Annotated in this window: 19 protein-coding genes; 16 read left to right on the forward strand and 3 right to left on the reverse strand. The window is 60.8% G+C overall.

Translation table 11 applies throughout. From position 1 onward, the window contains the following. Positions 1 to 95 precede the first annotated feature (95 nt). The 6 genes from bamA to lpxB are packed head-to-tail and all read left to right on the forward strand — an operon-like array spanning position 96 to position 6916. Positions 96 to 2459, forward strand: coding sequence for an outer membrane protein assembly factor BamA (bamA, locus tag EDE09_RS22875; protein ID WP_112798308.1), 2364 nt, complete (start codon positions 96 to 98; stop codon positions 2457 to 2459). 51 nt (positions 2460 to 2510) lie between these two features. After that, complete coding sequence (lpxD, locus tag EDE09_RS22880; RefSeq protein WP_112798306.1) at positions 2511 to 3578, forward strand: UDP-3-O-(3-hydroxymyristoyl)glucosamine N-acyltransferase; 1068 nt, start codon at positions 2511 to 2513, stop codon at positions 3576 to 3578. Next, entirely contained in the window at positions 3571 to 4038 is a 468-nt protein-coding gene (gene fabZ / locus EDE09_RS22885) for a 3-hydroxyacyl-ACP dehydratase FabZ (RefSeq protein ID WP_105372515.1), read from the forward strand. The genes lpxD and fabZ overlap by 8 nt, the downstream gene beginning before the upstream one ends. Continuing rightward, positions 4035 to 4850, forward strand: a complete 816-nt coding sequence (gene lpxA, locus EDE09_RS22890; protein ID WP_112798304.1) for an acyl-ACP--UDP-N-acetylglucosamine O-acyltransferase — start codon at positions 4035 to 4037, stop codon at positions 4848 to 4850. Before fabZ ends, lpxA begins: the two co-directional genes overlap by 4 nt. A 6-nt stretch (positions 4851 to 4856) precedes the next feature. Further along, positions 4857 to 5738 carry an LpxI family protein gene (locus EDE09_RS22895; protein WP_112798302.1) on the forward strand — a complete coding sequence of 294 codons (882 nt, stop codon included), beginning with the start codon at positions 4857 to 4859 and terminating at the stop codon, positions 5736 to 5738. Beyond that, a complete protein-coding gene (gene lpxB, locus EDE09_RS22900) occupies positions 5738 to 6916 on the forward strand; it encodes a lipid-A-disaccharide synthase (RefSeq protein ID WP_112798300.1) in 1179 nt (392 codons plus the stop codon). Before EDE09_RS22895 ends, lpxB begins: the two co-directional genes overlap by 1 nt. A gap of 28 nt (positions 6917 to 6944) precedes the next feature. Here lpxB and gltA read toward each other — a convergent pair whose 3' ends face one another. Further along, positions 6945 to 8234 (reverse strand): citrate synthase, encoded by a 1290-nt coding sequence (gene gltA, locus EDE09_RS22905; RefSeq protein ID WP_105372519.1) that lies wholly within the window; start codon positions 8232 to 8234, stop codon positions 6945 to 6947. Between the two features lie 286 nt (positions 8235 to 8520). Between gltA and EDE09_RS22910 the strand changes: the two genes are divergently transcribed. After that, positions 8521 to 11052: a ComEC/Rec2 family competence protein gene (locus tag EDE09_RS22910; RefSeq protein WP_132413010.1), complete on the forward strand. Its 2532-nt coding sequence runs from the start codon at positions 8521 to 8523 to the stop codon at positions 11050 to 11052. Here EDE09_RS22910 and lexA read toward each other — a convergent pair. Beyond that, a complete protein-coding gene (gene lexA, locus EDE09_RS22915; protein ID WP_112798296.1) occupies positions 11033 to 11752 on the reverse strand; it encodes a transcriptional repressor LexA in 720 nt (239 codons plus the stop codon). The genes EDE09_RS22910 and lexA overlap by 20 nt on opposite strands. A gap of 202 nt (positions 11753 to 11954) precedes the next feature. Between lexA and EDE09_RS22920 the strand changes: the two genes are divergently transcribed. Both EDE09_RS22920 and kdsA read left to right on the forward strand, forming a co-directional pair. Then, positions 11955 to 12827, forward strand: coding sequence for a VOC family protein (locus EDE09_RS22920; RefSeq protein WP_112798294.1), 873 nt, complete (start codon positions 11955 to 11957; stop codon positions 12825 to 12827). Positions 12828 to 12831: 4 nt separating this feature from the next. Continuing rightward, entirely contained in the window at positions 12832 to 13680 is an 849-nt protein-coding gene (kdsA, locus tag EDE09_RS22925) for a 3-deoxy-8-phosphooctulonate synthase (protein ID WP_112798292.1), read from the forward strand. An 8-nt stretch (positions 13681 to 13688) separates the two neighbouring features. Here the strand turns inward: kdsA and EDE09_RS22930 are convergent, their stop codons facing one another. Next, positions 13689 to 15524 (reverse strand): methyl-accepting chemotaxis protein, encoded by a 1836-nt coding sequence (locus EDE09_RS22930; protein WP_112798290.1) that lies wholly within the window; start codon positions 15522 to 15524, stop codon positions 13689 to 13691. A 317-nt stretch (positions 15525 to 15841) separates the two neighbouring features. Here EDE09_RS22930 and eno point away from each other — a divergent pair, with 317 nt between their 5' ends. From eno to lpdA, 7 genes are all read left to right on the forward strand, one after another. Beyond that, positions 15842 to 17116: a phosphopyruvate hydratase gene (gene eno / locus EDE09_RS22935; protein ID WP_112798288.1), complete on the forward strand. Its 1275-nt coding sequence runs from the start codon at positions 15842 to 15844 to the stop codon at positions 17114 to 17116. A gap of 156 nt (positions 17117 to 17272) precedes the next feature. After that, a complete protein-coding gene (locus tag EDE09_RS22940) occupies positions 17273 to 17590 on the forward strand; it encodes a septum formation initiator family protein (RefSeq protein WP_105372526.1) in 318 nt (105 codons plus the stop codon). Between the two features lie 195 nt (positions 17591 to 17785). Beyond that, positions 17786 to 18856: a pyruvate dehydrogenase (acetyl-transferring) E1 component subunit alpha gene (pdhA, locus tag EDE09_RS22945; protein ID WP_105372527.1), complete on the forward strand. Its 1071-nt coding sequence runs from the start codon at positions 17786 to 17788 to the stop codon at positions 18854 to 18856. An 18-nt stretch (positions 18857 to 18874) separates the two neighbouring features. Further along, positions 18875 to 20296: a pyruvate dehydrogenase complex E1 component subunit beta gene (locus EDE09_RS22950; protein WP_112798285.1), complete on the forward strand. Its 1422-nt coding sequence runs from the start codon at positions 18875 to 18877 to the stop codon at positions 20294 to 20296. A 15-nt stretch (positions 20297 to 20311) separates the two neighbouring features. Beyond that, on the forward strand, positions 20312 to 21667 hold the full coding sequence (locus EDE09_RS22955; RefSeq protein ID WP_112798282.1) for a pyruvate dehydrogenase complex dihydrolipoamide acetyltransferase: 1356 nt from the start codon (positions 20312 to 20314) through the stop codon (positions 21665 to 21667). Between the two features lie 16 nt (positions 21668 to 21683). Then, positions 21684 to 22322 carry an SGNH/GDSL hydrolase family protein gene (locus EDE09_RS22960; protein WP_112798280.1) on the forward strand — a complete coding sequence of 213 codons (639 nt, stop codon included), beginning with the start codon at positions 21684 to 21686 and terminating at the stop codon, positions 22320 to 22322. A gap of 60 nt (positions 22323 to 22382) precedes the next feature. Then, positions 22383 to 23828: a dihydrolipoyl dehydrogenase gene (lpdA, locus tag EDE09_RS22965; protein ID WP_112798278.1), complete on the forward strand. Its 1446-nt coding sequence runs from the start codon at positions 22383 to 22385 to the stop codon at positions 23826 to 23828. Positions 23829 to 23874: the final 46 nt, after the last annotated feature.

Consider the following 23874-nt stretch of genomic DNA (forward strand, 5'->3'; position numbering starts at 1 on the left):
TACCTTGCTTGTAGGGCAAAAGAAGGTAAAACGACACACGTGGCCGGAGTCGGGCTCCACCCGCCGAGGGACAACGGGAAAAGGTAAGAATTGAAATGAAGGCTGGTTCAAGGTTTTTGAACGCAGTGTCGGCGTTTGCGCTGTCTGCTAGTGTTGTTGCCTCGGGCGCGGGTGTGCTGGTGCTTGCTTCCGCGCCGTCCGCAGAAGCGGCGGTGATCCGGAGCGTCCAGGTTCGCGGTGCCCAGCGCACGGGCGAAGAAGCAGTTCGTTCCAACCTGACCATTCGCCCTGGTGTCAGTTTTTCGAACAACGACATCGATGAGTCCGTGCGCAAGCTTTATGCGACCGGATATTTCTCCGATGTCCGTATCAGCGTTTCCGGCAGCACGCTCGTCGTAACGGTGAATGAGAACCAGCTCGTCAATCAGGTCGTCTTCAACGGCAACCGCAAGATTACCGATGAAAAGCTGCAGGCTGTTGTTCAGACCCAGCCGCTCGGTCCTTATAGCGAGACGATGATCAATGCCGACATCGAGCGGCTGCGCGAGGCTTATCGCGCGATCGGCCGCAGCGACGTCGAGATCACGACGCAGACCGCTCCTGTCGGTCAGGGCCGCGTCAATCTGGCCTTTGTCGTCAACGAGGGTGATCGCACCAAGATCGCCGATATCAATTTCGTGGGCAATCAGGCCTATGGCGACGGTCGCCTGAAGTCCGTCATCATTACCAAGGAATCCAGCCCGCTGTCGTTCCTCACCCGCAAGGACGTCTACAGCGAGGACAAGCTGCGCGCCGACGAGGAAACGTTGCGCCAGTTCTATTACAATCACGGCTATCCCGATTTCCGCATCATCTCTTCCGAAGCGGTTCTCGACGAGGCGAACAACAAGTACAACATCACCTTCACCGTGGAAGAAGGTCAGCGTTACTCCTACGGCGGCGTTGGCGTCGAATCGACTGTTGAAGGCGTCAGCAGCGAAGAGCTGCAGGGTCTGGTCGAGACGCGGGAAGGTCGTACCTATGACGCCCGCGAAGTCCAGAAGACCATGGAGGCGATCTCCAAGCGCGTCGCAGCGAAAGGTTACCCCTTTGCACGCGTGACGCCGCGGGGCGACCGCAACATGGAAACGCACACGATCGGCGTGACCTATCTCGTTGATCAGGGCGAGCGCGCTTACGTCGAGCGTATCGAAGTTCGCGGCAATACCCGTACCCGCGACTACGTCATCCGCCGCGAATTCGATTTCAGCGAAGGCGACGCATTCAATCAGGAAATGATTTCGCGCGCTAAGCGTCGTCTGGAAGCCCTTGGTTACTTCACCACGGTCAATATCTCCACTGCTCCGGGCAGCGCTCCGGACCGCGTGGTCGTTGTGGTCGATGTTGAAGACCAGTCCACCGGTTCGTTCGGTATCGGTGCCGGCTACTCCGCAGGCGGCGACGGCTTCATGCTGGAAGCCTCCATCGAGGAAAAGAACTTCCTGGGCCGCGGCCAATTCATCCGTGTTGCCGTCGGCGGCGGTCTCGAAGAGGCCCGCAGCTACAACCTTTCGTTCACCGAGCCCTACTTCCTCGGTTACCGTCTGGCAGCCGGTTTCGACCTGTTCAAGAGCAAGACGTCCTCGAACAGCTACTACGATTACGACGAGCAGGGCGTTACCCTGCGCGTGACCGCGCCAATCACCGAGGATCTGGCGACGACGTTCCGCTACACCTATAAGGAAATCAACTACGAAGATGACGGCGCGTTTGGCTCCGACGGCGTTCCTGGCACGGGCGACGACAACCTTTCGTCGCCTTACATTTCCATGATCGATCAGGGCAAGTTCGTCCAGTCTTCCGTTTCGCAGACGCTGACCTACAATACGCTCGACAGCCAGTCGCTGCCGCGCGAAGGGATCTACGCCACGATCACGCATGAATATGCAGGGCTCGGCGGCGACTCCGAGTTCTACAAGATATCCGGCCGTGCCCGTTACTTCCATCTTCTGTCGACCGAGGCCGATCTGATCGGCTCCGTCGCAGTCGGTGCCGGCCATGTAGTTTCCACCGGCGACAACCTGCATGTCTTTGACCAGTTCACGCTGGGCGGTCGTCAGGTCCGCGGGTTCGAGAACGATGGTATCGGTCCGCGTACGGTCGATCATGGCGACGCTCTTGGCGGTACGACCTACTTTACGGCGTCTGCGGAAATGTCCATGCCGATGCCGGTTTTCCCGGAGGATTTCGGTCTTCGGGCCGCCGTCTTCGCCGATGCCGGTACGCTCTACGGAAACGATGTACCGCTTGGCACCAGCACTGCGCAGGGCACAGATATGTCCTGGCGCGCTTCGGTGGGCGCCGGCATTATGTGGGCTTCGCCGTTCGGCAACATCCGCTTCGACTATGCCATTCCGGTCGTCAAGGAAGACTTTGACGAGACTCAGGAATTCCGGTTCAGCATGGCGAACCAGTTCTGATCGTTTCCGCCCGTCTCGACGGGCGGGAATCTGTTCCGGAGCTCTGGCTTTATGGATCACAATGAATTTTTCCCGCCCCATGATGGCGTGAGCCTGCGCGAGCTGGCCACCCGTCTTGGGGTGGAACTGCTTGACGGGAATGCTGGCGATCGAATGATCCGGTCGATCGCCCCGGTTGCCAGGGCCGGCGAGGGGCAGCTCAGCTATATTCTCTCTCGCAAGAACCGGCACGAACTGGAAACGTGTCACGCCTCCGCCATCCTATGTGATGCGGCGATCCGGCCGATCGTTCCGGACCATATTCCGATCCTGCTTTCCAAGGCGCCCTTGACGGCCTTTGCCATGGCCGGTGCTGTTCTGCATCCCGCCGCGATGCGCCCGGGGCCTGTGACATCCGCACCATCGGGTATTTCGCCTGCGGCCTATGTCGATCCGACGGCGATGCTCGAGCCCGGCGTCGAGGTCGAGCCTATGGCTGTGGTTGGCGCGCGGGCCGAAATCGGCAGCGGCACGCGGATCGGTGCGGGCACCGTGATCGGCGCGGACGTCAAGATCGGCCGCGATTGTACGATCGCGGCGGGCGCCAGTGTCCTGGCGGCTTTGATCGGCAACGGTGTCATTATTCACAATGGCGCACGTATCGGCCAGGATGGCTTCGGCAATGCGCCCGGCCCGCGGGGCATGCTCAAGCTCGTTCAGATCGGGCGCGTCATTATTCAGGACAATGTGGAGATTGGCGCCAACACCACCGTCGATCGCGGCGCGATGGACGATACGGTCATTGGCGAAGGCACGAAGATCGACAATCAGGTGCAGATTGCGCATAACGTTCGTATCGGCCGGCATTGCGGCATTGCGGCGGGCGTTGGCATTGCCGGATCCACGAAGATCGGCAATGGCGTGTTGATTGGTGGCGCGGCCGCTATCAACGGGCATATTTCGATCGGTGACGGCGTTCAGCTCGCCGCGTTCAGCGGAGTGATTGGTTCCGTGCCCGCCGGCTCCATATATGGCGGCATTCCGGCCCGGCCGATGAAGGATTTCCTCCGCGAAATGGCGGATAAGATGGCACAGTCGGACGAGCGCGCTAAGCGCAAAGGAGAGAAGAAAAATGACTGATGAGACCAAGCCGATGCTCGGCGCGGCCGATATTCAGGAAATCATGAAGCTGTTGCCGCATCGCTACCCGTTTCTTCTGGTCGACAAGATCGTCGAAATCGATGGTGACAACTCCGCGATCGGCATCAAGAACGTGACCGCCAGCGAGCCGCATTTCACCGGCCATTTCCCGGACCGACCGATCATGCCGGGCGTGCTCCTGGTCGAGGGCATGGCCCAGACGGCCGGCGCGATTTGCGCGCGCAAGGAAGGCGAGGGCGGCAACCTGGTCTATTTCATGACGATCGACAACGCCCGCTTCCGCAAGCCGGTGATACCGGGGGATCGGGTGGAGTACCACGTCACGAAGCAGAAGCAGCGTGGCAATATCTGGAAGTTTCATTGCGACGCCAAGGTCGACGGTGCGCTCGTCGCAGAGGCTGATATCGGCGCGATGATCGTGCGTAAGGACGCGGAATGAGCAAGATTGCTGCCAGCGCGCGGATTCATCCCCTTGCTGTGGTCGAGGACGGCGCCGTGATCGGCGAGAATGTCGTTGTCGGGCCGTTTTCGCATGTGGGCTCGCGCGTGGTGCTGAAGGATGGCGTCGAACTGTCCTCGCACGCTGTGGTGACCGGCAATACGGAGATCGGCCGCAATTGCCGCATTTTCCCGATGGCTGTTATCGGCGGCGTTTCGCAGAGCCTCCACGAAGCGGGAGAGGATTCCTCGCTCACCGTCGGCGATAATTGCACGATGCGCGAAGGGGTGACCATGAACTGCGGCACCGTCGGGGGCGGCGGCAAGACCGTGGTCGGCAGCAATTGCCTCTTTCTTGCCAATTCCCACGTGGCGCATGATTGTCAGCTTGGCAGCGACATCATCATGTCGAACAATGTCATGCTGGCCGGCCACGTTCATGTGGGAGACAAGGCAATTCTCGGCGGCGGCTGTGCGGTGCATCAGTTCACCCGCATCGGCCGCCAGGCCTTCATCGGCGGGCTTTCGGCCGTCAACTACGACGTGATCCCCTATGGAATGCTGAACGGCAATCCCGGTATCCTGGGCGGCCTGAACGTCGTCGGCATGACACGTGCGGGCGTGGAGCGTGCCACGATCCATACCGTACGCCGCGCCTTCAAGCAGATCTTTGAAGGCGCAGGGAACATCCGCAACAATGCGGCGGCAATCCGCGAGGATTATGCCGATTGCAAGGAAGTGATGGAGATCCTTGATTTCATCGCTGCCGACAGCGAACGCGCCCTTTCGTCTCCCTTCCGCAGCAAGAGCTGAGCGGCCATGCGGGGCGTCCCGAGCCTTGCGCCAAAGGGGCGGCTCGCGATCATCGCGGGGAACGGATTTCTTCCCATCTATCTTGCCGAAGCCGCGCGGGAGGGAGGAGAAAACCCTTTCATCATCTCGCTGCGCAATGAGTCCGATCAGCGTTTCGACGGTTTCGAAACGGCGACGGCCAGCATTGCAGATATCAAAAGCTTCGAGCAGATCTTCCAGGAAAATGGCATCGATAGGGTCGTGTTGTCCGGCGGTGTGACCCGACGGCCCGATTGGCGCGATATCCGTCCGAACTGGAAGGTGCTGCGCAAGCTGCCCCTCCTGCTCCGCACCCTCGTCTCCGGTGGAGATGACGCGCTGCTGCAGGTGGCCATTGGCATTATCGAAGCGCAGGGCTGCCGCGTCATCGGCGCCCATGAGGTTGCGCCGGGGCTTCTGGCGAAAACCGGTAAGCTCGGGGCCTATACTCCTTCGCAGGACGATATTCGCGATATCGAAAAGGCGGCCGAAGCCGCACGTAGGCTGGGTGAGCTCGATATTGGCCAGGGAAGCGTGAGTGTCGGCGGCCGCGTCGTTGCGCTCGAAGGTGTCGAAGGAACCGATCGGATGCTCGAGCGCGTTGCCGCGTTGCGCGCCGAGGGACGAATCTCCGCCCGCCGCAAGGGTGTTCTTGTGAAATTGTGCAAGCCCCAGCAGGATATGCGTGCCGATCTTCCCACAATAGGTCCTTCCACCGTGGAGAATGCTGTGAAGGCAGGGCTTGCGGGCATAGCCGTTGAGGCCGGGCGGGCTCTGGTGCTCGAGGAACAGAAGATGATTGCCGCTGCGGATGCTGCAGGTATCTTCGTCTGCGGCATCGACCTTGGTCTGCCGCAGGGAGGACTGTGATGGTGAAGAGCTTGAAGATCGGCGTCATCGCCGGTGAAGTCTCTGGCGATCTCCTGGGCGGCGATCTGGTCGCCGCGCTGAAAGCGGCTCATGCGGGACCGGTCGAATTGGTAGGCGTCGGTGGCGACGCACTGGCGGCGCAGGGACTTGCTTCGCTTTTCGATTTCTCCGAACTGTCGATCATGGGACTGACCCAGGTGCTTGCCCGCCTGCCGAACCTGATCAAGCGGATCAATCAGACCGCCGATGCGATCATTGCAGCCAGGCCGGATGTGCTTGTCATTATCGACAGTCCGGACTTCACCCACCGGGTTGCGAAGAAGGTTCGAGCCGCTCTGCCTGACATGCCGATCGTGGATTACGTCTGCCCGAGCGTCTGGGCCTGGAAGGAATACCGGGCAAGCGCCATGCTTGCCTATGTGGATCACGTTCTGGCTGTCCTGCCGTTCGAGCCGGAGGCGATGAAGAGGCTTGGCGGGCCGGAAACGACTTTCGTCGGCCACCGCCTGACGGACGATCCGGCGCTGCTGCGGGTGCGGAGCATCCGCGCGGAACGCCCGGTGAAGGGGAAGGACGAAGAAAAGACAATCCTGCTTCTGCCCGGCTCGCGCTCTGCAGAGATCAAGGCGCTTTTGCCGGTCTTTGGGGAGGCCGCCCGTGAATTCGTCTCCCGCAACGGTCCCGCGCGTTTTCTGTTGCCGACGGTACCCCGTCAGGAGAAGCTGGTGCGCGAGATTGCCGCGACCTTGCCGATCAAGCCGGAGATCACGGTCGACGCGCAGAGCAAGTGGGCCGCTTTCGCCGATGCGGACGCCGCCATCGCCGCATCCGGAACGGTGATTCTTGAGCTTGGCCTGTCGAACGTGCCGGTCGTGTCCGCCTACAAGGCCGACTGGCTGATCACCTTGATGTCCAAGCGCATCAAGATCTGGTCGGGCGCGCTGCCCAATTTGATTGCCGATTATCCGGTGGTGCCGGAATATATAAACGATGTCGTACGTCCTGGCAGTCTGTGCCGCTGGGCCGAACGCCTCGCCTCCGATACCACCCAACGCCAGGCGATGATGGAGGGTTTCGATCTCACCTGGCAGCGTCTGCAGGTGCCGGTCCCACCCGGCGAAGCGGCGGCCGGCATCGTTCTGCAAGTCTTGGATACGAAAAAACCCGGTCATCGCTGACCGGTTTTTTGTTTGGGAGGCGCCTCGCTCAGCGCTTGGAGACGGGCACGTAGTCGCGCTGCGGTTCGCCGGTATAGAGCTGGCGCGGACGGCCGATGCGCTGTTCCGGATCTTCGATCATTTCCGCCCACTGGGCGATCCAGCCGACGGTACGGGCAAGCGCGAAGAGCACCGTGAACATCGTGGTTGGGAAGCCCATCGCCTTCAGCGTAATGCCCGAATAGAAGTCGATATTCGGATAAAGCTTCTTCTCGATGAAATATTCGTCGGTGAGCGCGATGCGTTCCAGCTCCATGGCGACCTGCAGAAGCGGGTCGTCCTTGTGACCGAGTTCGCCGAGAACCTCGTGCGTCGTCTTCTGCATGATCTTGGCGCGCGGATCGTAGTTCTTGTAGACGCGGTGGCCGAAGCCCATCAGCCGGAACGGGTCGCTCTTATCTTTGGCGCGGGCAATGTATTCGGGAATACGGTCGACCGAGCCGATTTCCGTCAGCATGTTGAGCGCTGCCTCGTTGGCACCGCCATGCGCCGGACCCCAGAGGCAGGCGATGCCGGCTGCAATGCAGGCGAACGGGTTGGCGCCGGAAGAGCCGGCGAGCCGGACCGTCGAGGTGGACGCATTCTGCTCATGGTCGGCGTGCAGGATGAAGATACGGTCCATGGCGCGCGAAAGCACCGGATTGACCACATATTCCTCGCAGGGCACGGCGAAGCACATGCGCAGGAAGTTGGACGCGTAATCCAGGTTGTTCTGCGGATAAACGAACGGCTGGCCGATATGGTATTTATAGGCCATCGCCGCGAGCGTCGGCATCTTGGCGATCATCCGTAGGCTGGCAACCATACGCTGATGCGGATCGGTGATATCCGTGGAGTCGTGATAGAAAGCCGAGAGCGCGCCAACGCAGCCGCACATGACGGCCATCGGATGCGCGTCGCGACGGAAGCCGGTAAAGAAACGGCTCATCTGCTCGTGGACCATCGTATGATGGGTGACGCGGTAGTCGAAGTCTTTCTTCTGGGCAGCCGTCGGCAATTCGCCGTAGAGCAACAGGTAGCAGGTTTCGAGGAAGTCGCCATGCTCGGCGAGTTGCTCGATCGGATAACCGCGATGCAGAAGAATGCCTGCATCGCCGTCGATATAGGTGATCTTGGACTCGCAGGATGCCGTCGAGGTGAAGCCCGGATCATAAGTAAAGGCACCGGTCTGTTTGTAAAGCGAGCCGATGTCGATCACATCAGGACCGATCGAGCCGGACTTTACCGGCAGGTCGACATGCTTGTCGCCGAGTGCCATATTTGCGCTTTTGCCCGTCATGCTGATCCTCCAACCTTTTGGCGGCGTGGCGCCTAAAAAGCGCCACAAGAATTAAGCGTCCATGCTTTGCTATATGATCCGAAAGCTCATGCCAAGCAGTCCTTGGTAGCATTTTGTGCAGCGCGGCACGATAAGAGGCAGCGGCACATACTTGGATGCCCAACTTTCCGGTGCAACTCACTTGAGTCCTTTGGGAATACTTGGTTTTCGCCGCCAGTTGACGACGCCTGAGGAAACGCGCAGGTTGTATTGTCGCTCATGCGGGGCAAGGTGGGGCGGGCGTTTCATGTCGGAAGACACAGCGTTTCCGAAATTGGTGGAGAGCAGGGGAGCGATCTTCCGGCAGGCCCGCTTTTTGCCAGATGCGGGCAAATCCGGGTCGCATGTTTTGGAGCCTCTTCCGGATCGTCGCCCGCGTCTGGGGAACCGTCCCGCGACCTATACCCGCGGCTATTGGCTGTCTCGGGGAATCCGCCGGCTGCGCCTCAGCCTCCCCGGCATGCTGGAGGAGGAGGCAGCACACGGGCATGGGTTTCTTTTTGTACCGGTCCTCGTCGGTGCCGGGGCGGCTGTCTGGTTCTCGCTGCCTGCCACGCCTCCGTTCTGGTCTCTCCTCGCGGCCTTCTTCATCTGTGTGACGCACGCAGTCGTCATGCGTCATGCGTCCGGCGCCTTGCGTGTGCTTCCTCCCGCTGTCGCGCTTTTTCTCGGCGGAATGATGCTTGCCGAACTGGAGACCTGGCGAAGAGGCACCATTATTCTCGATTCCCCGGTTACGACCGAGCTGACGGGTGTGGTCGAACGAAGGGAGATCGATGCCCGCGGCCGGTGGCGTTATATCGTACGTGTCGAGCGTACCTCGGGTCCTGAAATCCGGCGCTCTCCGGAGCGCGTTTCGCTGCTTGCGCGGGCGCGTCACGAGCCGGTGCAGACGGCAGATACGATCAGCGGCAGGGTTCGTTTATCGCCGCCATCGGGACCGGCGCTTCCAGGCCTCAATGATTTCGCCTTCTCTTCCTATTTCGATGGGATTGGCGCCGTCGGTTTCTTTTATGGAGCCCCGAAAGGGAGCCGCGACGCCGGACATCCTCATGGATGGTTCTCGGATATCGAGCGCTGGCTCTTCGATCTTCGCAGCATGATCGGCGGTAAGATCCGCGCGACAGTGCCCGGCGACGCGGGCGCCTTCGCAGCCGCGATCGTCACCGATGAGCGGCGGGCGATTTCCGAGGAGACCGTCGAAGCGCTGAGGCTTTCCGGCCTTGCCCATATCGTCGCGATCTCCGGGCTCAATATGGCGCTGGCTGCGGGTATCTTCTTCGTCGGCGTACGCACTATCCTCTCGCTGTTCACACGATTTGCCCAGTCCTTCCCGGTAAAGAAGCTTGCCGCCTTGGGTGCTCTCGCCATGGCGACCGCCTATTATCTCATTTCCGGCTTCGGCGTCTCCGCCGAAAGGGCCTATATCATGATGGCAGTCATGCTCGTTGCAGTCCTCTTCGACCGGCCGTCCATAAGCTTGCGCAATGTGGCCCTCTCCGCACTGGTCATTATCGCCGTATCTCCCTCGGAAATCCTTGGGCCGAGCTTTCAGATGTCCTTTGCCGCCACCGCCGCGCTGGTCGCTGGTTACGCGCTTTGGAAGCATCGGTCGAAAAAACATGACCCGGAGCCTCTGCCGTTTCGTCACCCGGTGGTCATGCCGATCACGGCGGTCTGGAATTTTACCGCCGGCATCTTCGTGACCTCGTTGATTGGGGGCATATCGACCGCGATTTTCTCTGTCGAGCATTTCCACCGCATCGCGACTTATGGGCTTGCGGCCAATCTCGCCGCCATGCCGGTCATTTCCTTCGTGGTCATGCCGGCGGGATTGATCGGCATGCTGCTGATGCCCTTCGGGCTCGATGGGCCGTTCCTGAAGCTCATGGGCCTCGGCCTGGAAGCGGTGATTGCGATCGCCAGGCATGTGGCGGCCTGGGGCGGCGATGTAGGCATCGGCCGCCAGCATCCCTGGTTCCTGGTCGTCTCGACGGCAGGCTTTCTTCTGCTGACGCTACTGAGAACCCGGCTCAGATACTTGGGTATTCCTCTATTGGTGGCCGGCTTGTTGCTGTCATGGCAGGAGCGGTCGAGATCCCTTCCGGATCTCCTGATCTCCGAGGATGGCACCATGATTGCCCTGACAGATGGTAATGGCATCGCCACCAATCGCACCCGTCCCGCGGAATTTGTCTATGATCAATGGAAGCGGGCGCTTCTGCTGGGGGACCCGGTGAAACCGGAATTGCTGCCAGCGAAAGACAAGTCTCCGGCCGGAGACAGGCTCCCGGAGGGAAAGTCCGGAGGAAATCCGCTGCCTTCGAACAGTCTCGGCGAGCGTGCTGAATTGACGACGGAGGAGAGAGAAACGTCAAGCCGCGGGATGAAGCAGGTACCGGTCGGCCGGTTCATCTGCACCCCGCGAGCCTGGTGCGCGTCAAAAACCGCCGCAGGCGCTGTAGTCGTTCATGTGGAGGACGCGCGTTATGCCGGCGTCGCCTGCGACGCTGCGCATATCGTCGTCGCTCCACGTGCCAGGTTTGACCGCTGCCGTTCCGGAGCCCTGATGATCAACGGCAACGCGCTGAGGATCGCAGGAGCGCTCGAACTGTTTTTTGATGGTTCCGCGGACATCCACCGCTGGCGGCTTCGTGCAGCGCTCCTTGGCCAAGACCGCCCATGGACCCGCCATCGCCATTACGACTGGCGGCGCCAGATCTTCAGCTCATCCCTGCCGGAACCGCTGGGCAAACTGGTCAATGATAGCGGCGGATGAGACCCACAAGCTTACCCTGGATCTTGACCCGGTCCGGCGGGAAAATCCGCGTCTCATAGGCCGGGTTGGCGGCTTCCAGCGCGATCGACGCCCCGCGGCGACGGAAGCGCTTGAGTGTCGCTTCCTCCTCGTCCACCAATGCGACGATGATATCGCCCGGATTGGCCGTATTGCCGTTGCGGATGATTACGGTATCGCCGTCGAGGATGCCGGCCTCGATCATCGAATCGCCCTTGACCTCCAGCGCATAATGTTCGCCCGACCCGAGCATCTCGGCAGGGACGGCGATGTCGTGCGTATTGTTCTGAATCGCCGAGATCGGAACGCCGGCCGCGATGCGGCCCATGACGGGAACCGTGGTTGAGTTGGAACTATCGTCGTTGGCGGGGGGCTTCGCAGAGGCGGCAGCCGGTTGCGGCTTGCCAAGACTGCCTTCGATGACGCTGGGCGAAAAGCCCCGGCGCGGCTGAATGCTGGGCGCATAGGCTTCCGGCAGCCTGATGACTTCCAGGGCGCGCGCCCTGTTCGGCAGGCGGCGGATGAAGCCGCGTTCCTCGAGCGCGGTGATCAACCGGTGAATACCCGACTTGGACGCAAGGTCGAGCGCATCCTTCATTTCGTCGAAGGAGGGCGGTACGCCGGATTCCTTCATCCGTTCGTGTATGAACAGAAGCAATTCCTGCTGTTTGCGCGTGAGCATTTTCGGCACCCTCAAGAGTCGGAAACAAATCAAGAACGGACACTATATGTTCCATATGTGTTCCGCAAGTCCCTAAATTTTCGTGAAGTATGATGATTTTTTCTTCATAGATGTCTGCAAGATATCTGCTTCGTTACCACTTGCGCACGGCGTGCCCGCTGCCATTTTAGCTTTGCGATTCTGAAATTCCTGGGGGCCTCGCTTGAACGCAAGATCGATCGATCATCTCGTACTGCCGGTGGCGGACCTTGCGTTCGCGCGTTCGCGGCTCTCCGATCTCGGATTTACTGTCGCACCGGATGCATTTCATCCTTTCGGCACTGCCAATGCTTGTGTGTTCTTCTCGGATGGTACCTATCTGGAGCCACTGGCGATCACCAACCGCCGTCACGCGAGCGCTGCCGCCAAGCGGGGCAATGTCTTTACCGCGCGCGATCTCGCCTTTCGAAAAGGGCGCAACAGGCAGGGGCTTTCTGCCCTGGTCGTCGCGTCGCAGGATGCCGTCGCCGATCATGCCCGGTTCAGGCTGCGCGGAATTTCCGCCGGCGACATTCTGGAGTTTTCGCGCACGGTAAGGATGCCTGACGGTTCCGAGACAGAGGCGAGCTTTCGGCTGGCATTTGCAGGCGATGACCGGGCGCCCGAATTTTTCCTGTTCTCCGTTCAGCGCCTTGCTCCGCTGCCGTCCGACCGAGGCGAATTGGAGCGGCACGCCAATACGGTTGTCGGTTTGAGCGAGGTCATCCTGTCCGCTCAAGCGCCGTCCGACTTCGCCCCTCTGGTCGAGGAAGTGTTGATGGCCCGGGGGGAGGTGGAGCCCGGTTTTCTGAAATTGGCCGCCGCAAACGCGCGGATTCGCATTTTGGGAAATGATGATCTGGAGGCGGAATTTGCGCTCCCGCCGGTCGCTGGTGCAGATGGTTTGCACGGCCGAGCCGTCATCTTCAAGACGGCCGATCTTGCCGTGACAGAGATCATCCTTGCTGCTAATGACGTGGCATTCGTCCGCCGCGAAGGCCGCGTTCTGGTCCAGGCGGCACCCGGCCAGGGTGTTTTGTTCGGCTTCGAGGAATAGATTTATGGAAGTTTCTGCCAATCCACGCGTCCTAGTCGGCGAAGGAAAGGGCCAGGTGGTTTTTGCACAGGATGCGCGCCTGTCCTTGATCGCCGGTCCCTGCCAGATGGAGAGCCGCGACCATGCCTTCATGATCGCCGGCACGCTCCAGGAACTCTGCGGCAAGCTCGGCATCGGCCTCGTCTACAAGTCGTCCTTCGACAAGGCAAACCGCACCTCGATTTCGGGAAAGCGCGGCATCGGGCTGGAAAACGCCATGGAAATCTTCGCCGATCTGAAGAAGGAATTCGGGTTCCCCGTTCTGACCGACATCCACACCGAAGAACAATGTGCGATGGTCGCAGGCACTGTGGACATACTGCAGATACCGGCCTTCCTCTGCCGCCAGACGGATTTGCTTGTCGCCGCCGCGAGGACCGGCCGCGTCATCAACGTCAAAAAGGGCCAGTTTCTCGCCCCCTGGGACATGAAGAACGTGCTTGCCAAGTTCACCCAGAGCGGCAATCCGAACGTGCTGCTGTGCGAGCGCGGCGCTTCCTTCGGCTACAATACGCTCGTTTCGGACATGCGGTCGCTGCCGATCATGGCGGCCATGGGTTCGCCGGTTGTGTTCGATGCCACCCATTCGGTTCAGCAGCCGGGCGGGCAGGGAGGCTCCACGGGAGGCCAGCGGGAATTCGTGGAGACTTTGGCGCGCGCGGCTGTTGCGGTCGGCATTGCCGGTCTTTTTGTCGAGACCCATCAGGATCCCGACAATGCTCCCTCCGACGGCCCCAACATGGTGCACCTGAAGGATATGCCGAGGCTGCTCGAAAAGCTTCTCGCCTTCGACGCCATCGCAAAGGCGGCTTGAGAAATTTCTCAGCCAGCCTTTTGAAGGCCTGTCGCCGGCCGGTGACTTCCGGCTGTCGTGGACTGAAGCTTGAAGCGGGATAGAAGGCGGTTGAGCTTGGCCGCCTCTTCGCCGAGTTCATGGCACGCAGCACTTGTTTCTTCCACCATTGCAGCGTTCTGCTGGGTTACCGTGTCCATACGGTTGATCGCGGTATTGACTTCCTGGAGTGCCGTCGACTGTTCCGAGGAGGCCCGCATGATCGAGCCGATGAGGTCGGTGACCTTGGCGACCTGGCCGTCGATGTCGCCCAGCGCCTCGCCGGTGCGGTTTACGAGTGACACCCCCGCCGCCACCTGGCTCGCGGAGGTTTCGATCAGCCGCTTGATTTCATGGGCAAGATTGGCCGAGCGCCCGGCGAGATCGCGGACTTCCTGCGCGACGACCGCAAAACCCTTGCCGGCTTCGCCGGCACGCGCAGCCTCGACACCTGCGTTGAGCGCTAGCAGATTCGTCTGAAATGCGATCTCGTCGATCACGTTTATGATGCTGCTGATCTGGGTGGAGGAGGCCTCGATCTGCTCCATCGCCACCACGGCATCCCGCACGACACCCGCAGAATGGGCGGCACCCTGCTGAGCGGCCGTCATCATGGTATTCGCCTCTTGCGCTCTTGCCGTCGCATTTCTCATGGTGGCGGTAATCTGGTCGAGCGCCGAGGCGGCCTGTTCCAACGATGCTGCCTGATGCTCAGTGCGCTGCGCCAGGTCGTCGGTGCCGTTAGCGATCACGCCCGAACCGGTCCGCACGGTTTCCGTTACCCCGGAAATTTCCTGCATGACGGAATAGAGTGTGCGGATGCTGGAGTTGAATTCCTCCCGCAACTCCTCATAGGCCGCCTGGAAAGGATGATCTATCTGCACCGTCAGGTCGCCCTGCGACAGTCGGGAGAGGCCGGCCCGAAGATGCGAAATGACGCTCTCTCTTTCGGCCTCTTCGCTCGCCTTGTCCTTCGCCAGCGCCAGATCCCGTTCGGCCTGCGCCTGCCGGTCGGCTTCCTGCCGCAGCCGGATATTGTCGCGCTCCTGTCCCGATTGGCGGAAGATCGTGACGGCCTGCGCCATCTCGCCGATCTCGTCCCCGCGGCCGCTGAAGGGCACGTCCCGCGAATAGTCGCCGCCTGCCAGCACTGTCATGTAGTCGCGCATTACAGACAGCGGCACGATGGCGCGGCGGCGGAAGAGATAGAGCCCTCCGACCAGCAGAAGCACGGAAGCGGCAGCTGCGGCAAGCGTGATCGATGAAAGAAGCTGCGTCTGTTCGGTCGCATCCTTCTCCGCATCCGCGAGGAAGACGTTCGCCATCTCCACGAGCTCGTTGACCGCCGCTTCATGCACATGAAACTGCGTGGCGAGCTTCTCGAAGGCGGCGCCGACGACTGGCGTATTGCCGGCGAGGATTGCGGGCGAGAGCTCGTCTTTCATCGTCTTCCAGAAGTCGTCGCCTTTCACAAGCACGTCCGCGAGAAGCTTCTGCTTGAGGTCCGCACTGAGCGCCGTTTCCTGCCAGTATTTCCGGCGGTCCGCGTAGGCCGGCTTCAGGACGGCCGCAATACGTTCGAGATTGGGTTTGGCGGCAGCTGGTCTCTGGACCGCCTCGAGCGCCAGCATGTAACTTTCCACCAGATAGAGAGGTGGCGGCAGGATATCGGCGACGAGATCCTTGCCGTAGATGATCTGCCGGTAGACCTCGCCGTTGACGCGAAGCTTGTTGAACGCGTGATTTTGAATGCCGATCGAAATGACAAGTCCAGTAGTGACCACCGCGGCAAAGATTGCCAGGCTGCGTGCGATATTGAGTCTCATCGTTGCTCCCCCACAGAGCCCTCTGGGCGGCCATCGCCCGCATGAATTGCCTTCAAATAAATCTAGACGAGGATGGCTTGTGTGCGGCGTGTTCCGTCGGCCTATACTTGCCTCATCTTCCATTAACCGTAAAATACAATAGTTAATTCCGAAATAAGGTCGACTTTGCTGATGATCACGATTGTCCAGCCGGCAGCCTTCAAAACCATGACATATTTTTCCGATACCGCTCTTTCGCTAGGAGCCAGTCCGCGGATTGTATTTTGCACGCCTTCCATTAAGACAGGTCCCACCAAACCACCACAGCAGGAAGAGCCATGACCGCCATCACCGATATCATCGCCCGTGAAATCCTCGACAGCCGCGGCAACCCCACCGTCGAAGTGGATGTCCATCTCGAAGACGGTTCTTTTGGCCGTGCGGCCGTCCCGTCGGGCGCCTCGACCGGCGCGCATGAGGCAGTTGAACTGCGTGACGGCGGAAAGCGTTACCACGGCAAGGGTGTCGAGAAGGCTGTGGAAGCCGTCAATACAGAGATCTTCGACGCGATCGGCGGTTTCGATGCGGAGAGCCAGATCCACATCGACAAGACGATGATCGCTCTCGATGGCACGCCGAACAAGTCGCGCCTCGGCGCCAATGCCATTCTCGGCGTATCGCTTGCCGTCGCCAGGGCTGCGGCCGAAACCACCGGCCTGCCGCTCTACCGTTATGTCGGCGGCCCGAATGCGCATGTGCTTCCCGTGCCGATGATGAACATCATCAATGGCGGTGCACATGCCGACAACCCGATCGACTTCCAGGAATTCATGATCATGCCGGTCGGCGCTGACACGCTGCGTGATGCCGTGCGCATGGGATCTGAGATCTTCCATGTTCTCAAGAAGGAACTCGCGGCCCAGGGCCACAACACCAATGTCGGCGACGAAGGCGGCTTTGCGCCGGGGCTGAAAAGCGCTCCGGAAGCTCTCGATTTCATCATGAAGTCGGTCGAGAAGGCAGGCTACAAGCCGGGCGACGACGTCTGCCTTGCGCTCGATTGCGCTTCGACGGAATTCTTCAAGAACGGCAAATACGAGATGGAAGGCGAGGGTCGTACGCTGGAGCCGGAAGCCATGGCGGATTACCTCGCCGAGCTTGCGGCGAAGTATCCGATCATCTCGATCGAAGACGGCATGGCTGAAGACGATTGGGATGGCTGGAAGTCCCTGACGGACAAGATCGGCTCCAAGGTCCAACTCGTCGGAGACGACCTCTTCGTCACCAATTCCGCGCGCCTTCGCGACGGCATCAAGATGGGCGTGGCAAATTCCATCCTGGTGAAGGTCAATCAGATCGGCTCGCTGTCGGAAACGCTGGATGCGGTCGAAACGGCGCATAAGGCAAACTACACCGCCGTCATGTCGCATCGCTCCGGCGAGACGGAAGATTCGACGATCGCGGATCTTGCCGTCGCCACCAATTGCGGTCAGATCAAGACAGGCTCGCTTTCGCGTTCGGATCGGCTTGCCAAGTACAACCAGCTTATCCGCATCGAGGAAATGCTGGGTCCGCAGGCCGCCTATGCCGGCCGCTCCGTCCTGAAGGGCTGAACCAGCTCCATTTATGTGTCTATAGAGCCCGCGCCGAAAGCGCGGGCTTTTTGCGTCGCGGCAATGGAAACGATTGCTTAAGCAAGTTCTGCGAATTTTACCTTCTGTTTCGGATCGTTCGCGTGATCCGGCAAGTGTGGCAAGGCGTTGAACGGCATGTGGACCAAGCATCATAAAAAAAGAAAATTTGGCCGTTTCGTCCTTCCCGCCATTACCGTCGCCTTTCTTTCATACTTCGGCTATCATTCCGTGCATGGTGATCTCGGGCTGATCGCCACGGAGGAATTCGAACGTCAGCGGCAGGCGCGTGCGGAAGAGCTCGCAAAACTGACCGCGAGACGGGAGGCACTCGAGCGCCAGGTGCGGCTCATGAGTGATGGTTCGCTGGAAAAGGATATGCTGGACGAAATCGCTCGTTATCAGCTCAATGTCTCGCGCCCGGACGAGATCGTCATCTTCAATAACTACTTCTGAATTAACCAATATTCGGTTAATTTTATCTTTCGTCAATCTTTTCAGTGGGTTGTACGGAATGTGAGCCATGCATTTATGGCATTGCTGGGGCGCGGTTTCTTCCCTATGGTACGCCCCGAAACCAGAATGGGATTCCGGGCGGCGTAAGTCTCGGCATCTGTTCCGTTCTAAAACGCAGCACAGAGGGAGGGATGAATGGCGCCGACTAAAACCGCGTCTGTATCCGGCCGCAAATCCGCGGCAAGGTCTGCTACCAAAACCAGCTCCAAGCCAGCCAGGAAAGATTTCAACGGCGGCATTTTCGCCGAGTTCGACAAGGGCCAGGAGCTTGCCGCCTATCGCGATATGCTGCTGATCCGCCGTTTCGAGGAAAAGGCCGGCCAGCTTTACGGTATGGGCTTCATCGGCGGTTTCTGTCACCTCTATATCGGCCAGGAAGCTGTCGTTGTCGGCATGCAGATGGCGCTGAAGGAAGGGGACCAGGTCATCACCGGTTATCGTGACCACGGTCACATGCTGGCGACTGGCATGAGCGCGCGCGGCGTCATGGCGGAACTGACCGGGCGTAGGGGCGGCTATTCCAAGGGGAAGGGCGGCTCCATGCACATGTTCTCCAAGGAAAAGCAGTTCTACGGCGGCCACGGCATCGTCGGCGCGCAAGTGTCGCTCGGTACCGGTCTCGCCTTCGCCAACAAATATCGCGGCAACGACAATGTCTCGACTGCCTATTTCGGCGACGGTGCGGCAAACCAGGGGCAGGTCTATGAAAGCTTCAACATGGCCAATCTCTGGAAGCTGCCGGTCGTCTACGTGATCGAGAACAACCGCTACGCCATGGGAACCTCCGTTGCCCGCGCCTCGGCTCAGACCGATTTCTCCCAGCGCGGTGCCTCCTTTGGTATTCCGGGCTATCAGGTGGACGGCATGGACGTGCGCGCCGTCAAGGCGGCAGCGGACGAGGCTGTCGCCTATTGCCGCGCCGGCAAGGGTCCGATCATCCTCGAAATGCTGACCTACCGCTATCGCGGTCACTCGATGTCCGACCCGGCGAAGTATCGCTCCAAGGACGAAGTGCAGAAGATGCGCTCCGAGCATGATCCGATCGAACAGGTACGGGCCCGCCTTCTTGAAAAGGGCTGGGCAAGCGAGGACGAGTTAAAGGCGATCGACAAGGACGTGCGCGATATCGTGGCCGATTCCGCCGATTTCGCCCAGGCCGATCCGGAGCCGGATGTGTCCGAGCTCTATACCGACATTCTGCTCTGATCGAGGGGAGGGAACCTTATGCCTATCGACATCCTTATGCCCGCCCTTTCCCCGACCATGGAGGAAGGCACGCTCAGCAAATGGCTGAAACAGGAAGGTGACAAGGTCACCTCCGGCGACGTTATCGCCGAAATCGAGACCGACAAGGCGACCATGGAAGTGGAAGCTGTCGATGAAGGCGTGATCGGCAAGCTGCTGGTTCCGGCCGGCACCGAGAACGTCAAGGTCAACACCAAGATAGCCGTGCTCCTTGCCGAAGGCGAAAGCGCCGATTCCATCGGTTCTTCCGCGCCGGCCGCGCCAAAGGCTGATGCGGACACGCCCGCTGCGGCGTCCGACGCCGCTGGGGGCAAGGCCCGTCAATCGACGGAAGAGCCGACGGCTGCCGCTGACAGCAAGGTCCCGGCCCAGCCGAAGGTGGACGTCGCCTCCGACCCGGATATTCCGGCCGGCACGGAAATGGTGATGACGACCGTGCGCGAAGCGCTGCGCGACGCCATGGCCGAAGAAATGCGCCGCGATGAAGACGTTTTTGTAATGGGTGAAGAGGTTGCCGAATACCAGGGCGCCTACAAGATCACGCAAGGGCTGCTCCAGGAATTCGGCCCACGCCGCGTCGTCGATACGCCCATCACCGAGCACGGCTTTGCCGGCGTCGGCGTCGGTGCGGCCATGGCCGGCCTGAAGCCGATCGTCGAGTTCATGACCTTCAACTTCGCCATGCAGGCGATCGACCAGATCATCAACTCTGCCGCCAAGACGCTTTACATGTCCGGCGGTCAGATGGGCGCTCCGATCGTCTTCCGCGGCCCGAACGGCGCGGCTGCCCGCGTTGCGGCCCAGCACAGCCAGGATTACGCGGCCTGGTACAGCCAGATCCCGGGCCTCAAGGTCGTCATGCCTTACACGGCTGCCGACGCCAAGGGTCTGTTGAAGGCGGCTATCCGCGATCCGAACCCGGTCATCTTCCTGGAAAACGAAATCCTCTACGGCCAGTCCTTCGAAGTGCCGAAGCTCGATGACTTCGTCCTGCCGATCGGCAAGGCGCGCATCCACAAGCAGGGCAGGGACGCCACCGTCGTTTCCTTCGGTATCGGCATGACCTATGCGGTGAAGGCGGTAGAAGAGCTTTCCAAGGAAGGCATCGATGTCGAGCTTATCGACCTTCGCACCATCCGGCCCATGGATCTGCCGACGGTGATCGAATCGGTCAAGAAGACCGGTCGACTCGTTACCGTGGAAGAGGGTTATCCGCAGTCGTCGGTCGGCACCGAAATCGCCACCCGCGTCATGCAGCAGGCCTTCGATTATCTTGATGCGCCGATCCTGACGATCGCCGGCAAGGATGTTCCGATGCCCTATGCGTCGAACCTCGAAAAGCTCGCCTTGCCGAATGTCGGCGAGGTCGTCCAGGCGGTGAAGACCGTCTGCTACAAATAAGGGGAGGATGTCTCGATGCCGATCAACATCACCATGCCTGCCCTTTCGCCGACCATGGAAGAGGGCAATCTTTCCAAGTGGCTCGTCAAGGAAGGCGACAAGGTCAAGTCCGGCGATGTGATCGCCGAGATCGAAACCGACAAGGCGACCATGGAAGTGGAAGCCGTCGATGAAGGCACCGTCGCCAAGATCGTCGTGCCGGCGGGTACCGAGGCGGTCAAGGTAAACGCGCTCATCGCGATCCTCGCCGGCGAAGGCGAGGACGTGTCGGCGGCTGCGTCGTCCGGGGGCGGGGCTGCTGCCCCTGCGCCGAAGGCCGAGGCTGCGCCTGCTCCCAAGGCGGAAGCGGCTCCGGCACAAAAAGCTGCCGAGCCGGCTCCGGCCGCTGCTGCACCGGCACCGGCTGCTTCCGGTGCTCGCCCCTTCTCTTCGCCGCTCGCCCGCCGTCTCGCAAAGGAAGCCGGTCTCGATCTCTCGGCAGTTTCCGGCTCCGGCCCCCACGGCCGTGTCGTGAAGTCCGATATCGAGAAGGCTGTCGCCTCGGGCACCGGCAAGGCTGCTCCGGCCGCAGCCCCGCAGGCAGCACCTGCCGGCGCCGCAGCTCCGGCAATGGCCAAAGGTCCGTCGGATGATGCAACGCTCAAGCTTTTCCCGGAAGGCTCCTACGAGCTTCTGCCGCATGACGGCATGCGCAAGACGATCGCCGCGCGCTTGACGGAGTCGACCCAGACGGTTCCGTCCTACACCGTCTCGATGGATTGCGAGATTGACGCGCTTTTGAAGCTGCGCGCCGAGATCAACGCATCGGCACCGGTGAAGAAGACGGAGAAGGGTGAGGTCCCGGCCTTCAAGCTTTCCGTCAACGACTTCATCATCAAGGCGATGGCGCTGGCGCTGCGCGAAGTCCCGATGGCGAACGCCTCCTGGACGTCGACGGCCCGCGTGCTGCACAAGCACTCCGACGTCGGCGTCGCCGTCTCGATCCCGGACGGTCTGATCACCCCGATCGTCCGCAAGGCGGAAACAAAGACGCTCTCCGTCATCTCCAACGAGGTGAAGGATCTTGCCAAGCGGGCCCGCGACAAGAAGCTGAAGCCGGAAGAATACCAGGGCGGTACGACCTCGGTCTCCAACCTCGGCATGTTTGGCGTCTCCTCATTCACCTCGATCGTCAACCTGCCGCAGGCCTCGATCGTCTCGATCGGCGCCGGCGTCGAAAAGCCGGTCGTCAGGAACGGCAAGATAGAGGTGGGCACGGTGATGACGGCAACCTTCGCCTTCGACCACCGCGTCATCGATGGCGCGCTTGGTGCGGAACTGGCTTCCGCGTTCAAGCGCTACATCGAAAACCCGATGGCGATGCTCGTCTGAGCGGGAGGGCGTCGTCGTGAAGACCGTTCTCTGCTTCGGCGATTCACTCACCTGGGGTTATGACCCGGAAGGACCGGGCCGGCATGCCTTTGAGGACCGCTGGTCGAGCGTCCTTCAGACGGCGCTCGGGCCTGAGGTGACGGTGATTGCCGAAGGCCTGAATGGCCGCACGACGGGTTATGACGATCATCTCGCCGATTGCGACCGCAACGGCGTGAAGAACCTGCCGACCGTGCTGCATACCCACATGCCGCTCGATCTGGTGATCGTCATGCTCGGCACCAACGACATGAAGCCCATGATCGCCGGGACGGCGCATGCGGCGCGTGCCGGCATCCAGCGGCTGGTCGGGCTGATCCGCCGGCACGACTATTCCTTCGAATACGAGGTGCCGGAAATCCTGGTCGTCTCGCCGCCGCCGCTTTGTGAAACCGCCGATCCGGTGTTTTCGGCGATCTTCCGGGGTGGCATCGAGCAGTCCGCCATGCTCGCGTCGCTCTATCGGGATCTGGCCGACGAGCTCGGCTGCGGGTTCTTCGATGCCGGCTCGGTCGCCAAGACGACGCCGATCGACGGCGTACATCTGACTGCGGAAAATACCCGTGCGATCGGACGCGGCCTCGAGCCGATCGTCCGGATGATGCTTGGGCTCTAGAGAAAATTCCAAAAGGCGGGTCGCGTCAGGCTGGCCGCCCAATGAAAAGGCAGGAAAGCAATGGCTCAATCCTACGACGTCATCGTTATCGGCTCCGGTCCAGGGGGGTATATCGCCGCCATCCGCGCAAGCCAGCTCGGCATGAAGGTTGCAGTCGTCGAGCGCGAACATCTCGCCGGCATCTGCTCCAATTGGGGCTGTATCCCGACCAAAGCGCTCCTGCGTTCCGCAGATGTCATGCACACCGCGAGCCACGCCAAGGATTACGGCCTGACGCTCGAAGGCACGATCAAGCCGGACGTCAAGGCGATCGTCGCCCGTTCGCGCGGCATTGCGCATCGCATGAACAACGGCGTCGGCTTTCTGTTCAAGAAGAACAAGGTCGATATCATCTGGGGCGAGGCAAAGGTCACCAAGCCCGGCGAAGTCGTCGTCGGCAAGCCCACCAAGAAGCCGGTCGAGCCGGTCGGACCGGTGCCGAAAAATACGCTCGGCGAGGGAACCTATACCGCCAAGCACATCATCATCGCCACCGGCGCCCGTCCGCGCGCGCTTCCGGGCATCGAGCCTGACAGCAAGCTGATCTGGACCTATTTCGAGGCGATGAAGCCCGAGGAAATGCCCAAATCACTACTCGTCATGGGCTCGGGCGCGATCGGCATCGAGTTCGCGAGCTTCTACCGTACCATGGGCGTGGACGTCACAGTCGTCGAGATCATGAGCCAGGTCATGCCGGTCGAAGACGCGGAGATCTCCGCCGTCGCCAAGAAGCAGTTCGAGCGCCAGGGCATGAAGATCCATCTGGAGGCGAAAGTCGCCAAGGTGGAGAAGGGCGCAAACTCGATCACCGCCCATGTCGAGAAGAAGGACGGATCGGTCGAGAAGATCACGGCCGACCGGATGATCTCCGCCGTCGGCGTGCAGGCCAATATCGAGGGCATCGGCCTCGAGGCGGTCGGCGTCAAGACCGACCGCGGTTTCATCGTCATCGACGGCTACGGCAAGACCAACGTGCCGGGCATCTACGCCATCGGCGACGTCGCGGGTCCTCCTCTGCTCGCTCACAAGGCGGAACACGAGGCGGTCATCTGCGTGGAAAAGATTGCCGGCCTGCCGAACGTCCATCCGATGGACAAGCAGAAAATCCCCGGATGCACCTATTGCAACCCCCAGGTCGCCTCCGTCGGTCTGACGGAAGCCAAGGCGAAGGCCGAGGGCCGCGACATCCGCGTCGGCCGTTTCCCCTTCGTGGCCAATGGCAAGGCGATCGCTCTCGGCGAGGATCAGGGGCTGGTAAAAACGATCTTCGACAAGAAGACCGGCGAACTCCTCGGTGCGCATATGGTCGGCGCGGAAGTGACCGAACTCATTCAGGGTTTCGTTGTTGCCATGAACCTGGAGACGACGGAAGAAGAACTGATGCACACGATCTTCCCGCATCCGACCATTTCCGAAACGATGAAGGAAAGCGTGCTCGACGCCTACGGCCGGGCGCTGAACGCCTGACATTCCCGGCATTGCGAAAGGGCGCGCAGCCGCCCATATCTCTGGA

The organism is Neorhizobium sp. S3-V5DH, assembly GCF_004343065.1.
GTDB lineage: Bacteria > Pseudomonadota > Alphaproteobacteria > Rhizobiales > Rhizobiaceae > Neorhizobium > Neorhizobium huautlense.